Here is a 17,121-nt window from a genome sequence, read left to right as displayed (position 1 = left end):
TGAAGACTGAGCGGTGTGAAACGGTCGATGGTGCTTTCAGGGGTGGCCGGCGCGGTGCTGGTCGGGGGATCGGTGCCGGTCACCGGCATGCTGGACGGATATCCGGTGATCACCGGGCAGGCGTTGCGGTACGCGCTGGGCGGTCTTCTGCTGCTGGGTTGGGCGAAGGTCACCCGCAGCCCGCTGCCGCGGCCGAAACTCCGCGACCTGCCGACCCTGCTCGGCCTCGCCGCGACCGGGATGATCGGGTTCCAGGCCTGTCTTCTGCTGGCGCAGCGCTATGCGGAACCCAGTGCGGTAGCGGCGTTTCTCGGGGCCAGCCCGCTCGTGCTCGCGCTGCTCGCGCCGATGCTCGACGGTCGCCGTCCGTCCGCCGCTCCGGTCGCCGGGGCGGTACTCGCCGGGCTCGGCATCGTGGTGCTGTCCGGCGGCGGATCCGCTTCCGCGCCCGGGTTGTTGCTGGCCGCGCTGGCGATGCTGTGCGAAGCGTCGTTCACCCTGCTCGCGGTGGGATTGCTGCGCAGACTCGGACCGTTGGCGACCTCGACGTGGAGCTGTTTCACCGCTGCCGCAGCCGGTTCCGTGGTGGGGACGGTGGTCGATCCGGCTGGGGCCTGGCGGTGGCCGAACGAGCGCGAACTCGTCGCGTTGCTGGTGCTGGCAGTCCTGGTGACCGCGGTGGCTTTCGTGCTCTGGTACAGCTGCGTCGTCGGACTCGGCGCGGACCGGGCGGGCGTCCTGATCGGGTTGATGCCGGTCGCCGGGCTGACGGTGGCGGTGTTGATGGGCGCGCAACAGTTCGAGCTAAAGGACCTGGCTGGCGTCACCCTGGTGGCCGCTGGAGTCGCATGTGGACTGCGCCCGAAAAGGTCCGTGAAGGACTCCTTGAGGGAATCTGATTCCCTCAAGGAGTCCTTCACGGACCACTGACTACTTGCCGCCGCGCGCCATCCGCAGTACGTCGAGGGCCTCGTCCAGCTGCGCTTCGGTGAGCTTGCCGTCGCGGACGTACCCGCGCTCCAGCACGACCTCGCGGATCGTCTTCAGCTCCTTGAGCGCCTGCTTCGCCACCGCGGCCGCTTCCTCGTAGCCGATGTACTTGTTGAGCGGCGTGACGATCGACGGCGAACCCTCGGCGTACTGCCGCGTACGTTCGACGTTCGCGGTGACCCCGGCGAACACCTTGTCCGCCAACAGCCGCGAGACGGCCGCGAGCAGTCGCGCCGATTCGAGCACGTTGCGCGCGATCACCGGCAGGTTCACATTGAGCTGGAAGTTGCCCGCCGCACCGGCGAACGCGACCGCCGCGTCGTTGCCGACGACCTGCGCGACGACCTGCAGCGTCGCCTCCGGAATGACCGGGTTGACCTTGCCCGGCATGATCGACGAACCCGGCTGCAGGTCCGGCAGCGCCAGCTCGGCCAGCCCGGTGCGCGGTCCGGAACCGAGCCAGCGCAGGTCGTTCGCGATCTTGTTCAGCGACACCGCGACCGTGCGCAGGTGCCCGGAGGTCTCGACCACGCTGTCCTGGGTCGCCTGCGCCTCGAAGTGGTTGCGTGCCTCGGTGAGCGGCAACCCGGTGAGTTGCGCCAATTCGGCCGAGACCGCCGCGCCGAAGCCGTCCGGCGCGTTCAGGCCGGAGCCGACCGCGGTGCCGCCGATCGGCAGTTCGCCCAGCCGCGGCAGGCCGGATTGCAGCCGTTCGATGCCGAACCGGATCTGCGCGGCCCACGCGCCTGCCTCCTGGCCGAGCGTGATCGGCACGGCGTCCATCAGGTGCGTGCGGCCGGACTTCACGACGTCGTTCCACTCCTCGGCGCGCGCCTCGATCGCGCCGGCGAGGTGCTCCAGCGCCGGGACGACGTCGGTGAGGACGGCCTCGGTAGCGGCGACGTGGATCGTCGTCGGGAAGGTGTCATTGGACGACTGCGACGCGTTGACGTGGTCGTTCGGGTGCACGTCGCGGCCGAGCGCGCGGGTGGCCAGCGTCGCGATGACCTCGTTCGCGTTCATGTTGGACGACGTGCCCGAACCGGTCTGGAAGACGTCGATCGGGAAGTGCTCGTCGTGCGTGCCCTCGGCGACCTCGTCGGCGGCCTTCGCGATCGCGTCGGCGACGTCGGCGTCCAGGACGCCAAGCCGCGCGTTCACACGGGCGGCGGCGGCCTTCAACAGGCCCAGCGCGCGGATCTGGGCGCGCTCGAGACCGCGGCCGGAGATGGGGAAGTTCTCGACGGCACGCTGCGTCTGCGCGCGGTAGAGCGCGTCGACCGGGACGCGGACCTCACCCATCGTGTCGTGTTCGATCCGGTATTCCTGTTCAGCCATACCCCCGATTCTGGCCCCGTTTCGCGCAACCGGCCGGGTGTTGTCGCCCACCTCGGTAAGCTCGGTTGTGTTCTCGATCACCGCACCCCACCACGGGCATGGAGCGAGCCTCATGGATTACGACCTCGTCGTCATCGGAGCCGGTCCCACCGGCCTCTTCGCCGCCTACTACGCGGGATTCCGCGGCCTCTCGATGGCCGTCGTCGATTCGCTGCCCGAACCGGGCGGCCAGGTCACCGCGATGTATCCGGAGAAGATGATCTACGACGTCGGCGGGTTCGCCGCGGTCCGCGGCCGGGATCTCGTGCAGGGACTGGTGGACCAGGTCGCGCCGTGGAAGCCGGACTACCTGCTCGGCCGCAAAGCGGAGAAGCTGGAGAGCGTCGAGGGTGGCCTGGAACTGACCCTCGACGGCGGCGACGTGCTGCGCGCGGGCGCGGTCCTGATCACCGCGGGCATCGGCGAGTTCACCCCGCGCCCGCTGCCCGCCGGAGACGGCTGGCTCGGCCGGGGGATGGTCCATTTCGTGCCGTCGCTCGCGGCTCACGAGGGCCAGCACGTGGTCGTGGTCGGCGGCGGGGATTCGGCGTTCGACTGGTGCCTGGCGCTGCATCCGGTCGCGGCGAGCGTGACGCTCGTGCACCGCCGCGCGAAGTTCCGGGCCGCGCAGTCGATCGTGCGGCAGGTGCAGGAGCTGGGCGTGCGGTTGGTGACCGATGCGGAGGTGTCCCGGTTTGTCGAGGCCCCGGACGGTTCACTGACAGCGGTCGATGTGACGGTGAAGGGCGGGGCGGAAGAACAACTGCGCGCGGACGCGGTGGTCGCGGCGTTGGGGTTCACCGCGGATTTGGGACCGATCGAGAGCTGGGGTTTGGAAATCGATCATCGCGCGATTTCGGTGGACTCGACGATGGCTACTGCCCGGCCGCGCGTTTATGCGGCGGGGGATGTGGCGGCGTATCCGGGGAAAGTGAAGCTGATCGCGACCGGATTCGGCGAGGCGGCTACGGCGGTGAACAATATCGCGGTGGCGTTGAATCCGGAGGCCCATTTGTTCCCGGGACATTCGAGCAACGTCGAGTGAATCAGCCGGTTTTCTCCGCCAGCCAAGGCTGGTACGCCACCGCCGAGGTCGCGATCGACGGGGCCGTTCCGCACGTCGACGACCGGTTGCCCGGACGGCTGACCATCCCGGCCAGCACCCACCGGTCGCCGTCGCGGATCAGTTCCGGACCTCCGGAATCGCCGTAGCACGAACTGGATCCGCCTGGGCTTTCCGTGCACAGTTCGGACGTTCCGTCGAACGTCGCCGTGCATTTCGCGCCCGGCACCAGGTGCGTGTCGAGCTGGCGCAACGACTTCGCGACCGGGCCGCAATTCGGGGTCGCGCACGTCTGGCCCCAGCCGATTACCCGGACCGCCGTGCCCGGTGCGGCCGAACCGCCGATGGCGATCGGCGTGGCCTTTACCGGCGCGGTCAGCCGGATCAGGCCGAGGTCGCCGGTTTGCGTTTCGGCGTTGAAATGCGGGTGCAGCACGAATTCCGCCGCTTTCGGCGTTTCCCCGCCCTCGTCCGCGTCGTTGCTGCCGACGCGCAGCCCGATCGTCGCCGGGTCCTTCGCGGACAGGCAGTGCGCCGCGGTGACCACCCAGGTCGGCGTGATCAGCGAACCGCCGCAGAACAGCGCGCCGCCCGAGGTGTGCAGGGACACCGCGAACGGGTACGGCTGGTCCGCGTCGGTGCCGCCGACGATCGAAGGCGTCGCCGTTGAGTTCCCGGTGTCGAGCGCGACCCCGGCCAGGACGGTCAACGCCAGCGCGAACAGCCGTTTCGACACCGGGAAACTCCTTGGCAGATCAGGGAAGCGGAGGCACCGCGCGCTCGTCCTCGTCGAGGTCGAGATTGCCGTCGAAGTTGACGGACGAGTACGCCCGCAGCTTCTCGAGCCGGTGGTAGCCGTCGATCATTCTGACCGTCCCGGACTTGGACCGCATGACGATCGACTGCGTCGTCGCGCCTCCCGCCCGATAGTGGACGCCGCGCAGCAGGTCGCCGTCGGTGACGCCGGTCGCGCAGAAGAACACGTTGTCGCCGGTGACCAGGTCGTCGTTGAGCAGGATCCGGTCGAGGTCGTGGCCGGCGGCGAGCGCCTTCTCGCGCTCCGCGTCGTCCTTCGGCCACAGCCGGCCCTGCAGTTCGCCGCCGAGGCACTTCATCGCGCACGCGGCGATGATGCCCTCGGGCGTGCCGCCGATGCCGAGCAGCATGTCGACGCCGGTGGTCGGCCGGGCCGCGGCGATCGCGCCCGCGACGTCGCCGTCCGAGATGAACCGGATCCGGGCGCCCGCCTCGCGGACCTCCTTGATCAGCTGCTCGTGCCGCGGCCGGTCGAGGATGCAGACCGTCACGTCGCTGACGCTGGAGTTCTTCGCCTTCGCCACCCGCCGGATGTTCTCCGCGACCGGGGCGGAGAGGTCCACCTTGCCCGCCGCGTCCGGGCCGACGGCCAGCTTCTCCATGTAGAACACCGCGGACGGGTCGAACATCGCGCCGCGCTCGGCGACGGCGAGCACGGCCAGCGCGTTCGGCATGCCCTTCGCCATGAGCGTGGTGCCGTCGACCGGGTCGACCGCGACGTCGCAGTCCGGGCCGTCTCCGTTGCCGACTTCTTCGCCGTTGAACAGCATCGGCGCTTCGTCCTTCTCGCCCTCGCCGATGACGACGACGCCGCGCATCGAGACGGTGGAGACGAGCTGGCGCATCGCGTCGACGGCAGCCCCGTCGCCGCCGATCTTGTCGCCTCGCCCGACCCAGCGGCCGGCCGCCATCGCGGCTGCCTCGGTCACCCGCACCAGTTCCATGGCGAGGTTGCGATCAGGCGCTTCGCGTCGGCTGCGGTCACTGGCGGTGGTCATGGTGGCCTCCCGGAACACGGTTCGTCAGCGGGTGCCCAGTCTGTCAGATCCCTAGACCACCTGACCGATTCAGCAACGCATGGTGCACGTCACTCTGTGTCGTCGTCGGTCTCCACCGAGGCCAGCGCGGCCTCGATCCGCTCGCGGGCGCCTTCCAGATGCCGTTCGCACACCTTGGCGAGCTGCTCGCCCTTTTCCCACAGCTCGAGCGACTGCTCCAGGGAAAGCCCGCCGGCTTCCAGTTCCTTCACGACCTCGACGAGCTGATCGCGGGCCTGTTCGTAACCGAGTCCGGCGGTGTCTGCTTCGCTCACGTTCTCCGACCTTGTGGTGCACGGGGCTGTTGGCGCAGACTACCGCGTCCGGCGGCGGTTCCAAGCTGTCCGGGGATGCTGTGGCGAGCCCGCTGCGGGCAAGCGACCACCGCGCTGGCCATCGCGTGGTCGTACCCGACGAATGCCAGCGCGAACTCCTGCCCGTCCCCGTCCGCGATGGCGTCCTCGAGGTTCTCCTGCGCGCTCGCCACCCGCCGCCGCTGCCCGGTTCCTTCGGCGAACCACCACCGGACGCCGACGTGCTCGGACGTCGCCTCGGACAGCCGCCTGAGCTGCGGAGCAAGGCCGCGTCGAGCCGCGGTGCCGCAGCCGGCGAGCAGAGCCGTCCAGCACTCGTCGGCCGCGCGGTCGGTGACCAGAGCCTGCCGCAGCAGGAGACCGGCGTTGAGCCGGGCGGCGGCGTCCACCGTGAGCGGGAGGAACGCCGGGGCCCGGTGCATCACGGCCGGTCTCCTTCCGGTACGGGTGTCGTCGGCTCGACGGATTCGGCCACCGCTTGGACCGCCCCGTCGGCGACCCGTACGCGCAGCTGCGCTCCGTCCTCGATCTGGGAGACGGAGCGGAGCACGTGGAGGTTGCCTGCGGAATCAGTGAACTGGACGACGGCGTATCCGCGCGCCATCGTGGCCGCCGGGCCGAGCGCGGCCAGCTTGCCCCGTGCGTTCGCGACCTCGGCCTGGTCCTTGGCGAGCAGGCCGAGCATCGCGCGACGGCCGCGTTCGCGGTGCATCTCGACGTCGCTGAGGCGGCGTTCGATCGGACCCAGCGGATCGGCCAGCGACGGACGGCTGCGCAGCTGGGTCAGCAGCCGCGTCTCCCGGTCGACCCAGCCGTGCAGCGCGCGACGGCCGCGGTCGCGCATCTGCCGCACCCGCGCGGTCTCCTCTCGGACGTCCGGCACGATGCGCTTGCTCGCGTCGGTCGGGGTGGAACAGCGCAGGTCGGCGACGTGGTCGAGCAGGGGAGTGTCCGGCTCGTGCCCGATGGCGCTGACGATCGGCGTGCCCGCGGCCGCGACGGCCCGGCACAGCGCTTCGTCGGAGAACGGCAGCAGGTCCTCGACGCTGCCGCCGCCGCGGGCGATGACGATCACGTCGACGTCCGGGTCTTTGTCCAAAATGGACAGTGCGCGGAGGATCTGCGGCACGGCTTGCGTGCCCTGCACGGCGGTGTTCAGCACCTTGAACAAGACGTGCGGCCAGCGTGCTTGCGCGTTCGCCAGCACGTCCCGCTCGGCCGCCGACGCGCGTCCGGTGATCAGTCCGATTCCCTTGGGCAGAAAGGGAATCGGCCGCTTCCGTTCGCGGGCGAACATGCCTTCGGCGGCCAGCAGTTTGCGCAGCCGTTCGATCCGCGCGAGCAGTTCGCCGATGCCGACCGCGCGGATCTGGTCCGCACGCAGGCTCAGCGTGCCGCGGCCGAAGAAGAACGACGGCTTCGCGTGGATGACCACTCGGTCGCCTTCGCGCAGCGGCGTCGGCAGTTCGCGCACCAGCCACATCGGACAGGTGACGGACATCGAGACGTCCGCGGACGGGTCGCGCAGGGTCAGGAACGCGGTCTGCGTGCCGGGCCGCGCGTTCATCTGCGTGACCTGGCCTTCGACCCAGACGTCGCCGAGCCGGTGGACCCAGTCGCCGATCTTGCGCGCGACGGTGCGGACCGGCCAGGGGTTCTCCGCGCTGGTGGCGGGGTCGTTGCTCACTGGCCTTCCGCGGGGTCGCCCGGCTGTTCCTCGGCCTTGCGGGCGTTGCCGATCCGCCGCGCGAGCATACCGACGAACGAAGCGCGGTCGGCGTGGGCCTTCTCGTACTCCAGCAGCTCTTCCAGCTGCGGCACGGTCAACCGGCGCAGCCGGGCGCGCAGCTGCGGCAGCGTCAGCTCGTCGTAGTTGCCCAGCCCAGCGGGGCCGGAGCTGTCGTTCTCGCCCTCGGAGTGCTCCTCGGCGAGCGCGCGGGTCTCCTCGACCCACGGATCGTCGATGGCTTCCGCTGCGAGGTCGGGCGGCTGCGTGCGGTGGCCGTTGGTGCGCGGCTCGGGCAGGTCGTCGACCGGTACGAGCGTGGGCCGGGACGGGGCGAATTCGGGCTCGGCGTCCTCGTCGAACGTGGCCCAGCTGGGCGTGTCCTCGACGGGACGCAGCATCGACAGCGCGTCGTCGCCCTTGATGGCCAGCTCGGTGACCTGCTGCTGGACGCGCATGGACAGCTGCAGTACCTGGCTCACGACGGTGACCGGCAGGCCGGTGAGCTGCTTCGGGAGCTCACGAACCCGCTCGGCGGTGGTGACGGCGAGGCCCGCGGCGACCCGGAGGGGGAGCGGGAGTGGCTTCATGGGTCCAGCGTGCCGCATCAGGGCCGTCCTGCCCAACCGAACGGGTGGCCAGGGGCGCCGGACGTGACGCCCGGCACAGCCTGAATGGCCGCCGCCATCATCCGAACGAGGACTTCGACCCCGGTTCGGCACTGCCCGTACCCTGGAGGCATGACTTCTGCGAGTCCCGGAACCGAACCCGCCGGTACCCCGACGATCTCCCGGTCCGGCGCCGCCAAACGCGTGCTGCTCGCGAAGCCGCGCGGGTACTGCGCCGGCGTTGACCGCGCGGTAGTCGCCGTGGAGAAGGCGCTCGAGCTGTACGGGCCGCCGGTGTACGTGCGCAAAGAAATCGTGCACAACCGGCACGTCGTCGACACCCTGCGCGAACGCGGCGTGATTTTCGTCGACGAGACGTCCGAGGTGCCCGAGGGCGCGCTCGTCGTGTTCTCCGCGCACGGCGTCTCGCCAGCGGTGCACGCTGAGGCCGAGGAACGGAACCTGCGCACCATCGACGCGACCTGCCCCCTGGTCACCAAGGTGCACAAAGAGGTCAACCGGTTCGCCAAGGACGACTACGACATCCTTCTCATCGGCCACGAAGGCCACGAGGAGGTCGAGGGCACGGCTGGCGAGGCACCGGACAAGGTGCAGCTGGTCGACAAGCCCGAGGACGTCGACAAGGTGGACGTGCGCGATCCGTCGAAGGTGATTTGGCTGTCCCAGACCACTTTGTCGGTGGACGAGACGATGGAACGCGTCGACCAGTTGCGCGACCGCTTCCCGACCTTGGCCGACCCGCCCAGCGACGACATCTGCTACGCCACCACCAACCGCCAGGTCGCGGTCAAGGCGATGGCCCCCGAATGCGACCTGGTGCTGGTCGTCGGCTCGAAGAACTCGTCGAACTCGAAGCGGCTGGTGGAGGTCGCGTTGAAGGCGGGCGCGTCGGCTTCGCACCTGATCGACTTCGCTTCGGAGGTCGACGAGTCGTGGCTGGAAGGCGTGTCGACGGTCGGGGTCACGTCGGGGGCCTCGGTGCCGGACGTGTTGGTGATGGACCTGCTGAAGTGGCTGGCCGAGCGCGGGTACGGACAGGTGGACGAGGTGACCACGGCCAACGAGAAGATCGCGTTCGCGTTGCCTAAGGAGCTTCGGAAGGCTGTTAAGTCGGAATCCTGACGGGCGCTTGGGGTCTCGCTGCTTGCCTCTCGTCGGGGCCTGCTGCGACGGAGAGCTTGGCGCGGTGAGGAAGCCCAGTCGCTGTGCCGAGAGGCCGTGAAGAAGTCCAGCCGCTGTGCTGAGAGAGGCCGGGAGGAAACCCAGCCGCTGTGCCGAGAAGCTGTGAGGAAGCCCGGCTGCTGTGGCGAGAAGCCGTCAGGACCCGCGCAGCTGCCGACCTCAGGCTAGAGATTTCTTTGCACCACAACGAAAAGGCCGCCAATCCCGGTTGAGGGATCGGCGGCCTTTTCGTTTGCCTGTGTTGCCTAGCCGCTGACCGCGACCGTGCTTGACGCGAGGATTCCGCGCTGGCTCAGCCCTCGTCGTCCCAAGGACGTTGGCGGCGCGGCGGTTCCCGGCGAGGCGGACGCGGACGTCCGGGCGGCGGTTCGTCCGCGCGCGGCCGACGACGCGGCGGTGGCGCGTCGCCCCGCGGATCACGACGGCGCGGGTCGCCTTCCGGCGGCCGCGGACGACGACCCTCCGGCGGCGGCTTGCGGCCACCGCGCGGAGCGTTCGGGTCCATCGGCTCGCGCCGAGGGCGGGCGCCAGGGTCGGACGGCGGACGCGGACGTCGCGGCGGCGGAGCGTCGAGATCCCGGTCCCGCGGCGGGCGGCGACGGTTGCCCGGAGGCGGTGTCTGCCCGGTCTGCCCAGTCTGCCCGGCGCGGCCGGCCGGCGGCCTCGAACGCGGACGGCTGGCGGCTTTGTCGTCGTCCTCATCCCGAGTACGCGGGCCCTTGCCGTCCTTGATCTTGACGGGCGCGTTTGGGTCGCGCTCGCGGTAGATCCGGAAGAAGCCGAACAGCAACGTGACGCCGGTGGTGACCGCCATCGTCGGGAAGCCCTTGATCAGCGGCGTCCCGATGTTGAGGAGCTTCGACAGGGTGTCGCTGGCCTCCGAACCTCCGCCGGTCAGCAGCACGACGCCCGGCACGGTGACGGCGAGCACCAGCGGCGGCTGCACCATCGGACCGAACAGCCCGCGTCTTTGCACCGCGCCGACCGCGATCACGGCCCCGAGGAAGTAGCCCGCCTTGAAAACAAAACCGAGGCTGCCGGTGGACTTCTCGTCGATGATGGCGCCGAGCACTGCCAAGCCGAAGCCCACGAGCACAGCCGCCCACCAGGGCAGGCCGCGCCTCGTGCCGACGACGAGACGCTCGTCCCACGGCACGGGGGCGTCATCGGCATCGGGATCGCTCTGGCGATCGCGTATCGCGGTCACGAGGCACACCGTAGCCCGTACTTGTCACGATCTTGTTGGCACTGCCGAGGACAGCACGAAGCAGCCACTCGACCGCATGACATCTCGTTCGGTCGAGCGGTACTCGCGGTACGGCCTGCCCGCCCCGCGCCGCCAGCCGGGGAAACAGTGGACCAGACCTCTGACCAGCGGTGATACCGACGGTATGGTCCGGCTGCCCGATTCCCGGCCCTGCGCGGACCCAGGCTATGCCACGAGCCGACCCCGGCGACGGCGGCACCGCCGGTCCTGTTCCGGAACATTCGCCGTTCCGGAACTTGACCGGGAATTGACGTTCCCGTGAGCCGCCTGAGCCTCCGGATTCTGCCCGTGCGACGGCAGAACCCTGCCCTTTCGCTCGCCGCGGCAGCAGTGTCCAACCTGGACCTTGCTGTTGGTTCTGGGCAATCCGGACTCCGCCGCCCGACTGTCCGACGCGCGTCGCAGCACCCAGCCGCCAGCAGTCCGCACCGGCGGACTATGACCAGGCGGACCATGTCACCGCCTTGACCGCCGACGCATGATCGCGGACCCACCGCTCGCCGGGACGGCGCTCAGCTCGTCGCGGACGGCCGCCGCTCGCCATGAACGCCTGCCGCGCAACCGCGATGCGCTACTGCTCACGCCAACGCCCGAACCGGGCGACGCCAGGACGCTAAATCGGTCCCGCCGTCAGGCGCGCTCCGCCACATCGCTCCACCCGAGCGCACTTCCGAGGCTCGCTCCACCGGATCGCGCTGCAGAGGCTCATTCGGACGAATCGCGCCTGCTGCGGCTTTTTCGGCCGGATCGCGCTTGCCTATGGCCGAGCTGTCTGACCGCGCTTGCCTATGGCCGAGCTGTCTGACCGCGCTTGCCTATGGCCGAGCTGTCTGACCGCGCCCGCCTGCGGCTGGGCGGCCGGATCGCGCCTGCCTAAGGCGGAGCAGCCGGACCGTGCCCTCCGACGGCCGAGCTGTCGGATCACGCTTGCCTACGGGGGAGCTGTCGACCCCGTGCCTGCCTGGTGCCGAGCCATTGGGAACGTGCCGCCACGCCCGCACCCGCCAAACCACGCCGCCAGGCGCATCCCGCGAGAGCACGCCGTCGATCGTCCGATCGCGACTGTCGAGCCCACGGCCATCGCGCCGTGACCTCAACCAGCTGCCACCTCGTCTCCCTTCCGAAGCTGCGGCACCGGTGCCGGACTGCCCGACGCGTCGGTGAGCGGCGCGACCGTCGCGCGGAACGACTCCAGTGCCTCGAGTTCCCGACGGCGAGCGGAAACAAAGCGCTGAAGGTGCGTTGTGGACAGATTCAGCGCTTCGACCGCATTGCCCGCGGCACGGTGTGCGGCGGCGGCGCCCGCGCGCACTTGTTCGACGTCCTCGACGAGCGCCCGGTCGCTGGCGGCGAACAGCGCCGCCGACGCGAGCACCCCGAATCCCGTGGGGCCGCACAGGAATACGCGACGGTCGATCAGCCAGCGCAGCAGTTCGGGATCGGTGTCGAGGGCCGCGACCACGGCCGCGTCGGACGGGACGAACATGACGGTGCCGTAGATCGCGTCCGCCCATCGCTGGTAGCCCTTGCCCGCCAGCTCCGCCGCGCGGGAGCGCAGCTGCCGGACGTGGACCCGCAAGGCGTCGAGCCGTTCTTCTGGATCGTCGGTCTCGACCGCCTCCGCCCAGATGGCCATGCTCGCCTTCGCGTCGACCGGTACTGCGCGGCCGCCGCCGACATTCAGCACCAGGTCGGGTTTCGCGCTTCCGCCGCCGCCCAGATCGGTCTGCAGGGTGAAGTGCAGTCCCTCCCGCAGTCCGAGTGCGCGCGCGGTCTCCGCGAGCACCTGTTCGCCGAGTTCGCCGCGGCCGTGGATCGACGCGAACGCCACCTCGTACCGACGCAGCGCGAGTTGCTGCTGGTCGCCTTTCGCGCGCTCCGCCGCTACGAGCCGCGCGGCCGCGTCGGCCCGGCGCATTCCGTCGTTGTACAGCCGCCACAGCACGACGACCGCGACGCACAGGAGCAGCGCGAGCACGATGGCCGCGGTGGTAATCACCGTCTCCACCCGGTCCTCCTCTCCGTCGGGTCCATCGGGTGTCCGGACGCGAGACATCATGGCGGACCGCACCGACAAAAACCGGCATCCGTAGTCGCGCTGCGTAGCTGACCTGCGACTTTGCAGATTCGGCGCTGGCGTGTCCCCAGTGGACCTGATCGGCTTCGTACACACGTTCGAGTGGGGTCACGGCGTGCCTACCGGATTTCGTCGGGGTCTGCTCCTAACGTGGTCGCCGTGAGAGTCCTCCATACCTCTGATTGGCACATCGGCCGCACGTTCCACGGCGCCGATCTGCTTACCGAACAGGAGGCCGCCCTCACGCACATCGCCGAACTCGTCGACCGCGAGTCGGTCGACGTCGTGGTGGTGGCCGGTGACATCTACGACCGAGCGGTGCCGTCCGCCGAAGCTGTCCGCGTCGCCACGGCCGCGATGACCCGGATCCGCCGGGCCGGCGCGGAACTGGTGATCACGCCGGGCAACCACGATTCGGCCGCGCGGCTGGGCGCGTTCGCCGAATTCGCCGCGGCGGGCGGGCTGCACGTCCGCGCGACCGTCGGAGGCATCGCGGAACCCGTTGTGCTGCACGACGAACACGGCGCGGTCGCGTTCTACGGCATCCCGTATCTCGAACCCGAGCCGTCGCGGCACGCGCTGGGCGTGCCGGAGGCGCGCGGCCACACCGGCGTGCTCGGCGAGGCGATGCGGCGGGTGCGCGACGACTTGGCCGGTCGTCCGGGAACGCGGTCCGTGGTGCTGGCACACGCTTTCGTCACCGGCGGCGAGGCCAGTGAATCGGAACGCACCATCGCGGTCGGCGGGGTCGAGCAGGTTCCCGGCTCGGTGTTCGACGGCGTGGACTATGTCGCGCTCGGCCACCTGCACGGTCCGCAGACGCTCGCGGAACACCTCCGGTACTCCGGAAGTCCGCTGGCGTACTCGTTTTCCGAAGCGCGGCAACGGAAATCGGTGTGGTTCGTGGATCTCGACGCCACCGGCCTGGCCGAGGTCCGCCGGCACGAGCTGCCCGTGCCGCGTCCGCTCGCGACCCTCTCCGGTGAACTCGCCGCTTTGCTTGAGGACCCCGAGCACGAGCATTTGCGCGAGCATTTCCTCTCGGTCACCGTCACTGACCGAGTCCGTCCGATCGATGCGATGCGGTTGCTGCAGGACCGTTTTCCCTACGCGGTACACATGGATTGGCGACCCGACGGCGGGGCCGCCGGCACCGAACTGAAGTACGCCGAGGCGGTGCGCGGGCGCAGCGACATCGAGATCGCGCGCAGTTTCCTCGACGACTGCCGAGGTGCTCCGCCGACCGAACGCGAGGAGCGGCTCGTGTACCTGGCGCTCGAAGCAGCGAACCGGGCGGCGGTGGAGAAACTGTGAGACTGCATCTGCTGGAGGTGGAGGCCTTCGGCCCCTACGCGGGGCGGGAGGTGGTGGACTTCGACGCCCTCGGCGCCGACGGTCTGTTCCTTCTCCACGGCGACACCGGAGCGGGCAAAACCACGCTGCTCGACGCGATCGCGTTCGCGTTGTTCGGCGTGGTGCCGGGCGCGCGCGGCGACGTCAAGCGGTTGCGGTGCGATCTCGCCGAACCGGATCGGCGGACCGAGGTCGTGCTGGAGCTGACCGTGCAGGGTCAGCGGCTGCGGATCGTGCGCGGCCCGGAGTACCAGCGACCGAAGAAGCGCGGTGACGGATTCACCACGCAGCAGGCCCGGGTTTCGCTGACCTGGGTCGGCGAACCGCCGGCTGGGCTGCCGCCGGACGGGAGCATCCGCATCGACGAGGTGGCGCGCACCGTCGAGCGGCTGCTGGGCATGACGGCGGCGCAGTTCTTCCAGGTTGTCCTGCTGCCGCAGGGAGAATTCGCGAAGTTCCTCCGCAGCGACACCACGGAGCGCGAGAAGCTGCTGGAACGGCTTTTCGGCACCGAGCGGTTCTCCGACGTCGAACGCTGGTTCGCGGACCTTCGCGCGGAACGCGGTCGTGCGCTGGAAAAGCGGGAGCAGGAGGTTCGCGAGCTGCTCGCGCGCTACGCGCAGGAAGCGCAGCAGGAACCGCCGGAGGAAGGTCAGCCGGAGTGGGTCGATGCTGTCCTGGCCGAGATCGCAGCTCGGGCCGAGGCGGCGGAAACCGAGTCAGCGCAAGCACGTTCGAACGCGAAGAGCGCTGAGGTCGCGCTTCGCGAGGCGGAAGAGGACGCGGACAAAATCCGCCGGGTGCGCCTCGCGCACACCCGGCTGACGCAGATCGCCGAGCAGACGACCGAACGTGCTGAGTGGACGGAAGAAATCGCGGCAGCTCGGCGCGCTGCCGCGGTGGTGCCTGAGGCCGAGTTGATGGACCGGCGCACGGCTGAACTCGGCGACGCGCAAGTGCTGGTGGCAGACCGGATCCGAGATCTCGCCGACCTCGGTTTCGACGCGGTCGGGCTCGCCGTCGCCGACCTTCGCGAGCGCGCTGGTTCCGTTCGCGAGGAGGCGGGTGCTCTCGCTGAGTTGGCCGCGGAAGCGACTCAGCAGAAGAGCGACGAACAACGTCGTGCGGAGCGGCAGAAAGCCGTGGAGAAAGCCACCGAGCAGGTTGCTGGGCTTGCGGAGCGCTTGGCGGAGCTGCCTGGTCTCATCGTTGCCGCGCGTACCGAAGCGACGGTGGCTGGAGAAGCGGCAGCGAAGCTGGACGGCGCGAAATCCCGCGTCGAAGAGTTGACGGCGCTCACTCGTGCGGCCGAGGAGTTGCCGCCAGCTGAAGCCAAAGTCGCGCGTGGTGAGGCGAAACTGCGCGAAGTGGTCGACGAGCACCAGACGGCTCGGCAACGTCGGCTCGATCTTCGCGAACGGCGTCTCGACGGCATGGCAGCCGAGTTGGCCGCTGGCTTGGCCGAGGGAGCGGCGTGTCCGGTGTGCGGGTCGGCCGAACACCCGGCACCGGCCGACCATGACGCGCCGTTGGTTGACGCGGCCGAGGAACGCGCTGCCGAAGAAGCCGAACAGAAGGCGTCGGCGTTGCGTCAGCGAGTGGTGTCCGCGTTGGAAGAGGCCAAGGCGCGGGTCGTCGCCTTGCGGGAACGGTTGGACGGACGCACGGCGGAGGAGATCGCGACCGCACTGACCGAAGCCCGGACGGTCGTCGCGGAACTCTCCGACAAGGCGCAACGCAAGGACCAGCTGAACAGGAAAGTCACCGAGCTGGAACGCGGTGCCGAGCAGTTGGCCGAACAGCGTCGCCTCGCCGAACAGACGGTCACCGAGGCGAACAGCGAGATCCGCGCCTTGGACGAGCGGATGGCCGAGCGCGAACAGCGGCTGGTCGCGGGCCGGGGAGAATTCCCGGACGTCCCCGCCCGACGGCAGCACCTGCTCACGTTCGCTGGTGCGCTCGACTTGGCCGCGGAGGCGCACACCGCGGTGTCCGGAGCGGAGGCCCGGCTCGCGGAGCAGCGCGATCTCGTCGAGATCTCGTTGCATGCCAAAGGGTTCTCGACCCTCGAAGAAATGCGCGGGGCCGTCCGCAGCGACGAGCAGGTTACGAAGCTCGAACAGGGTCTTGCCGAGGCGGAAGCGACGGCCGCCGGTGCGCGGGAGATGCTCGCGCAACCGGAACTGTTCGGGATCTCGCCGGATGACGCGGTGGAGGTCGAGCCGCTGGCCGAACGGGCGAAGGAAACGCGTGCTCGCGCGGATACTGCTTTTGCCGTGCAGCAAGCGGTTTCGGCGCAACATCGCGAGCTGGTGAAGCTGTCCGGACGGTTGGGCAAGGCGCTGTCGGAGTTGCGGCCGTTGGAGGAGGAGTACGCGGAACTTCGGGCGCTGTCCGAAGTGGTCAATGGGCGAGGGCAGAACGCGCGGAAGATGTCGTTGCGCTCGTATGTCCTGGCGGCTCGGCTGGAAGAGGTCGCGCTCGCGGCGACCGCGCGGCTGCGCACGATGAGCCAGGGCCGCTACTCGTTCGTGCACTCGGACGCGGCCGGTGCCCGCGGCACGAGGGGCGGCCTGGGCCTCGACGTGCTGGACGACTACTCCGGCTCAGTGCGTCCAGCGAAGACACTGTCGGGCGGCGAATCGTTCCTCGCGTCGCTCTCGCTGGCGTTGGGCCTAGCCGACGTGGTGGCAGGCGAAACCGGTGGTGCGCTGCTCGACACGCTCTTCGTGGACGAGGGTTTCGGCACCCTGGACGCCGAAACACTGGACGTGGTGATGAACATCCTCGACGAACTCCGCGCCGGCGGTCGCGTGGTGGGCCTGGTGTCGCACGTCGAGGAACTCCGCCAGCGCATCCCCACGCGGCTGCGGGTGCGGAAGTCCCGCACCGGGTCGAGAGTGGAGCTGCAGATGGCTTGACGAGATCAGCGCGGACCCGCGCGGGCGACGGCTGGGCCGCTGCGCCGAGTTGCTGCTGGACTGGCTGGGTGGCCGGACGGCCTGGCTGGAGCTGGGCTGGCTGGCGGCTTCGCTGGAAGTGGGCTGGCCGGATGGCGTGGCTGGAACTGAGCTGGCTGGCGGCTTCGCTGGAAGTGGGCTGGCCGGATGGCGTGGCTGGAACTGGACTGGCTGGCGGCTTGGCTGGAAGTGGGCTGGGTGGCGTGGCGGGGAGCGGGCTGGCTGGGCGGCCGGGCGGCGCGGCCGGGGACGGGCAGGGTGGCGGGCTGAGTGCGCGGCGGGCCGCTAATGAAGGGGTGAGGCGAGCAGGGTGCCCGTGGGGTAGAAGGG

General features: G+C 69.8%; 15 protein-coding genes. 6 read left to right on the top strand and 9 right to left on the bottom strand.

Annotated features, from left to right (window positions below; translation table 11 throughout):
- Positions 1 to 15: 15 nt before the first annotated feature.
- Positions 16 to 930, top strand: a complete 915-nt coding sequence (locus D0D37_RS23405) for a DMT family transporter (protein ID WP_244223635.1) — start codon at positions 16 to 18, stop codon at positions 928 to 930.
- On the opposite strand, the gene D0D37_RS23400 is transcribed toward D0D37_RS23405, so the two are convergent.
- Positions 931 to 2,328, bottom strand: coding sequence for a class II fumarate hydratase (locus D0D37_RS23400; protein WP_116202711.1), 1,398 nt, complete (start codon positions 2,326 to 2,328; stop codon positions 931 to 933). It lies immediately after the preceding gene.
- 112 nt (positions 2,329 to 2,440) lie between these two features.
- Here D0D37_RS23400 and D0D37_RS23395 point away from each other — a divergent pair, with 112 nt between their 5' ends.
- Positions 2,441 to 3,412, top strand: a complete 972-nt coding sequence (locus D0D37_RS23395; RefSeq protein WP_116202710.1) for an NAD(P)/FAD-dependent oxidoreductase — start codon at positions 2,441 to 2,443, stop codon at positions 3,410 to 3,412.
- A 1-nt stretch (position 3,413) separates the two neighbouring features.
- On the opposite strand, the gene D0D37_RS23390 is transcribed toward D0D37_RS23395, so the two are convergent.
- The 6 genes from D0D37_RS23390 to D0D37_RS23365 form a co-directional block, all read right to left on the bottom strand.
- Positions 3,414 to 4,166, bottom strand: coding sequence for a S1 family peptidase (locus D0D37_RS23390; RefSeq protein WP_116202709.1), 753 nt, complete (start codon positions 4,164 to 4,166; stop codon positions 3,414 to 3,416).
- Between the two features lie 19 nt (positions 4,167 to 4,185).
- Positions 4,186 to 5,244: a class II fructose-bisphosphatase gene (gene glpX, locus D0D37_RS23385; protein ID WP_162834418.1), complete on the bottom strand. Its 1,059-nt coding sequence runs from the start codon at positions 5,242 to 5,244 to the stop codon at positions 4,186 to 4,188.
- Positions 5,245 to 5,333: 89 nt separating this feature from the next.
- On the bottom strand, positions 5,334 to 5,558 hold the full coding sequence (locus tag D0D37_RS23380; RefSeq protein ID WP_020664931.1) for an exodeoxyribonuclease VII small subunit: 225 nt from the start codon (positions 5,556 to 5,558) through the stop codon (positions 5,334 to 5,336).
- A complete protein-coding gene (locus tag D0D37_RS23375; protein ID WP_116202708.1) occupies positions 5,555 to 6,019 on the bottom strand; it encodes a hypothetical protein in 465 nt (154 codons plus the stop codon). Before D0D37_RS23375 ends, D0D37_RS23380 begins: the two co-directional genes overlap by 4 nt.
- Positions 6,019 to 7,284 carry an exodeoxyribonuclease VII large subunit gene (gene xseA / locus D0D37_RS23370; protein ID WP_116202707.1) on the bottom strand — a complete coding sequence of 422 codons (1,266 nt, stop codon included), beginning with the start codon at positions 7,282 to 7,284 and terminating at the stop codon, positions 6,019 to 6,021. Before xseA ends, D0D37_RS23375 begins: the two co-directional genes overlap by 1 nt.
- The gene (locus tag D0D37_RS23365) at positions 7,281 to 7,913 is read right to left on the bottom strand and encodes a lipid droplet-associated protein (protein WP_116202706.1); all 633 of its coding nucleotides are present in this window, start codon (positions 7,911 to 7,913) and stop codon (positions 7,281 to 7,283) included. Before D0D37_RS23365 ends, xseA begins: the two co-directional genes overlap by 4 nt.
- 150 nt (positions 7,914 to 8,063) lie before the next feature.
- On the opposite strand from D0D37_RS23365, the gene D0D37_RS23360 reads away from it, so the two are divergent.
- Entirely contained in the window at positions 8,064 to 9,074 is a 1,011-nt protein-coding gene (locus D0D37_RS23360; protein WP_162834417.1) for a 4-hydroxy-3-methylbut-2-enyl diphosphate reductase, read from the top strand.
- A gap of 352 nt (positions 9,075 to 9,426) precedes the next feature.
- Here the strand turns inward: D0D37_RS23360 and D0D37_RS23355 are convergent, their stop codons facing one another.
- The gene (locus tag D0D37_RS23355; RefSeq protein WP_167493557.1) at positions 9,427 to 10,341 is read right to left on the bottom strand and encodes a DUF6542 domain-containing protein; all 915 of its coding nucleotides are present in this window, start codon (positions 10,339 to 10,341) and stop codon (positions 9,427 to 9,429) included.
- Positions 10,342 to 11,494: 1,153 nt separating this feature from the next.
- Positions 11,495 to 12,409: a DNA recombination protein RmuC gene (gene rmuC, locus D0D37_RS23350; protein WP_116202704.1), complete on the bottom strand. Its 915-nt coding sequence runs from the start codon at positions 12,407 to 12,409 to the stop codon at positions 11,495 to 11,497.
- 228 nt (positions 12,410 to 12,637) lie between these two features.
- Between rmuC and D0D37_RS23345 the strand changes: the two genes are divergently transcribed.
- The 3 genes from D0D37_RS23345 to D0D37_RS48495 all read left to right on the top strand — a co-directional run bounded on the left by D0D37_RS23345 (position 12,638) and on the right by D0D37_RS48495 (position 17,061).
- Entirely contained in the window at positions 12,638 to 13,792 is a 1,155-nt protein-coding gene (locus tag D0D37_RS23345; protein WP_162834415.1) for an exonuclease SbcCD subunit D, read from the top strand.
- Complete coding sequence (locus D0D37_RS23340) at positions 13,789 to 16,752, top strand: AAA family ATPase (RefSeq protein ID WP_116202702.1); 2,964 nt, start codon at positions 13,789 to 13,791, stop codon at positions 16,750 to 16,752. Before D0D37_RS23345 ends, D0D37_RS23340 begins: the two co-directional genes overlap by 4 nt.
- Positions 16,753 to 16,938: 186 nt before the next feature.
- Positions 16,939 to 17,061, top strand: coding sequence for a hypothetical protein (locus D0D37_RS48495; RefSeq protein ID WP_279630333.1), 123 nt, complete (start codon positions 16,939 to 16,941; stop codon positions 17,059 to 17,061).
- The last annotated feature ends 60 nt before the right edge of the window (positions 17,062 to 17,121 follow it).

It is taken from the genome of Amycolatopsis circi, from assembly GCF_003385235.1.
GTDB lineage: Bacteria > Actinomycetota > Actinomycetes > Mycobacteriales > Pseudonocardiaceae > Amycolatopsis > Amycolatopsis circi.
This window is presented reverse-complemented; position numbering and strand designations above follow the sequence as displayed.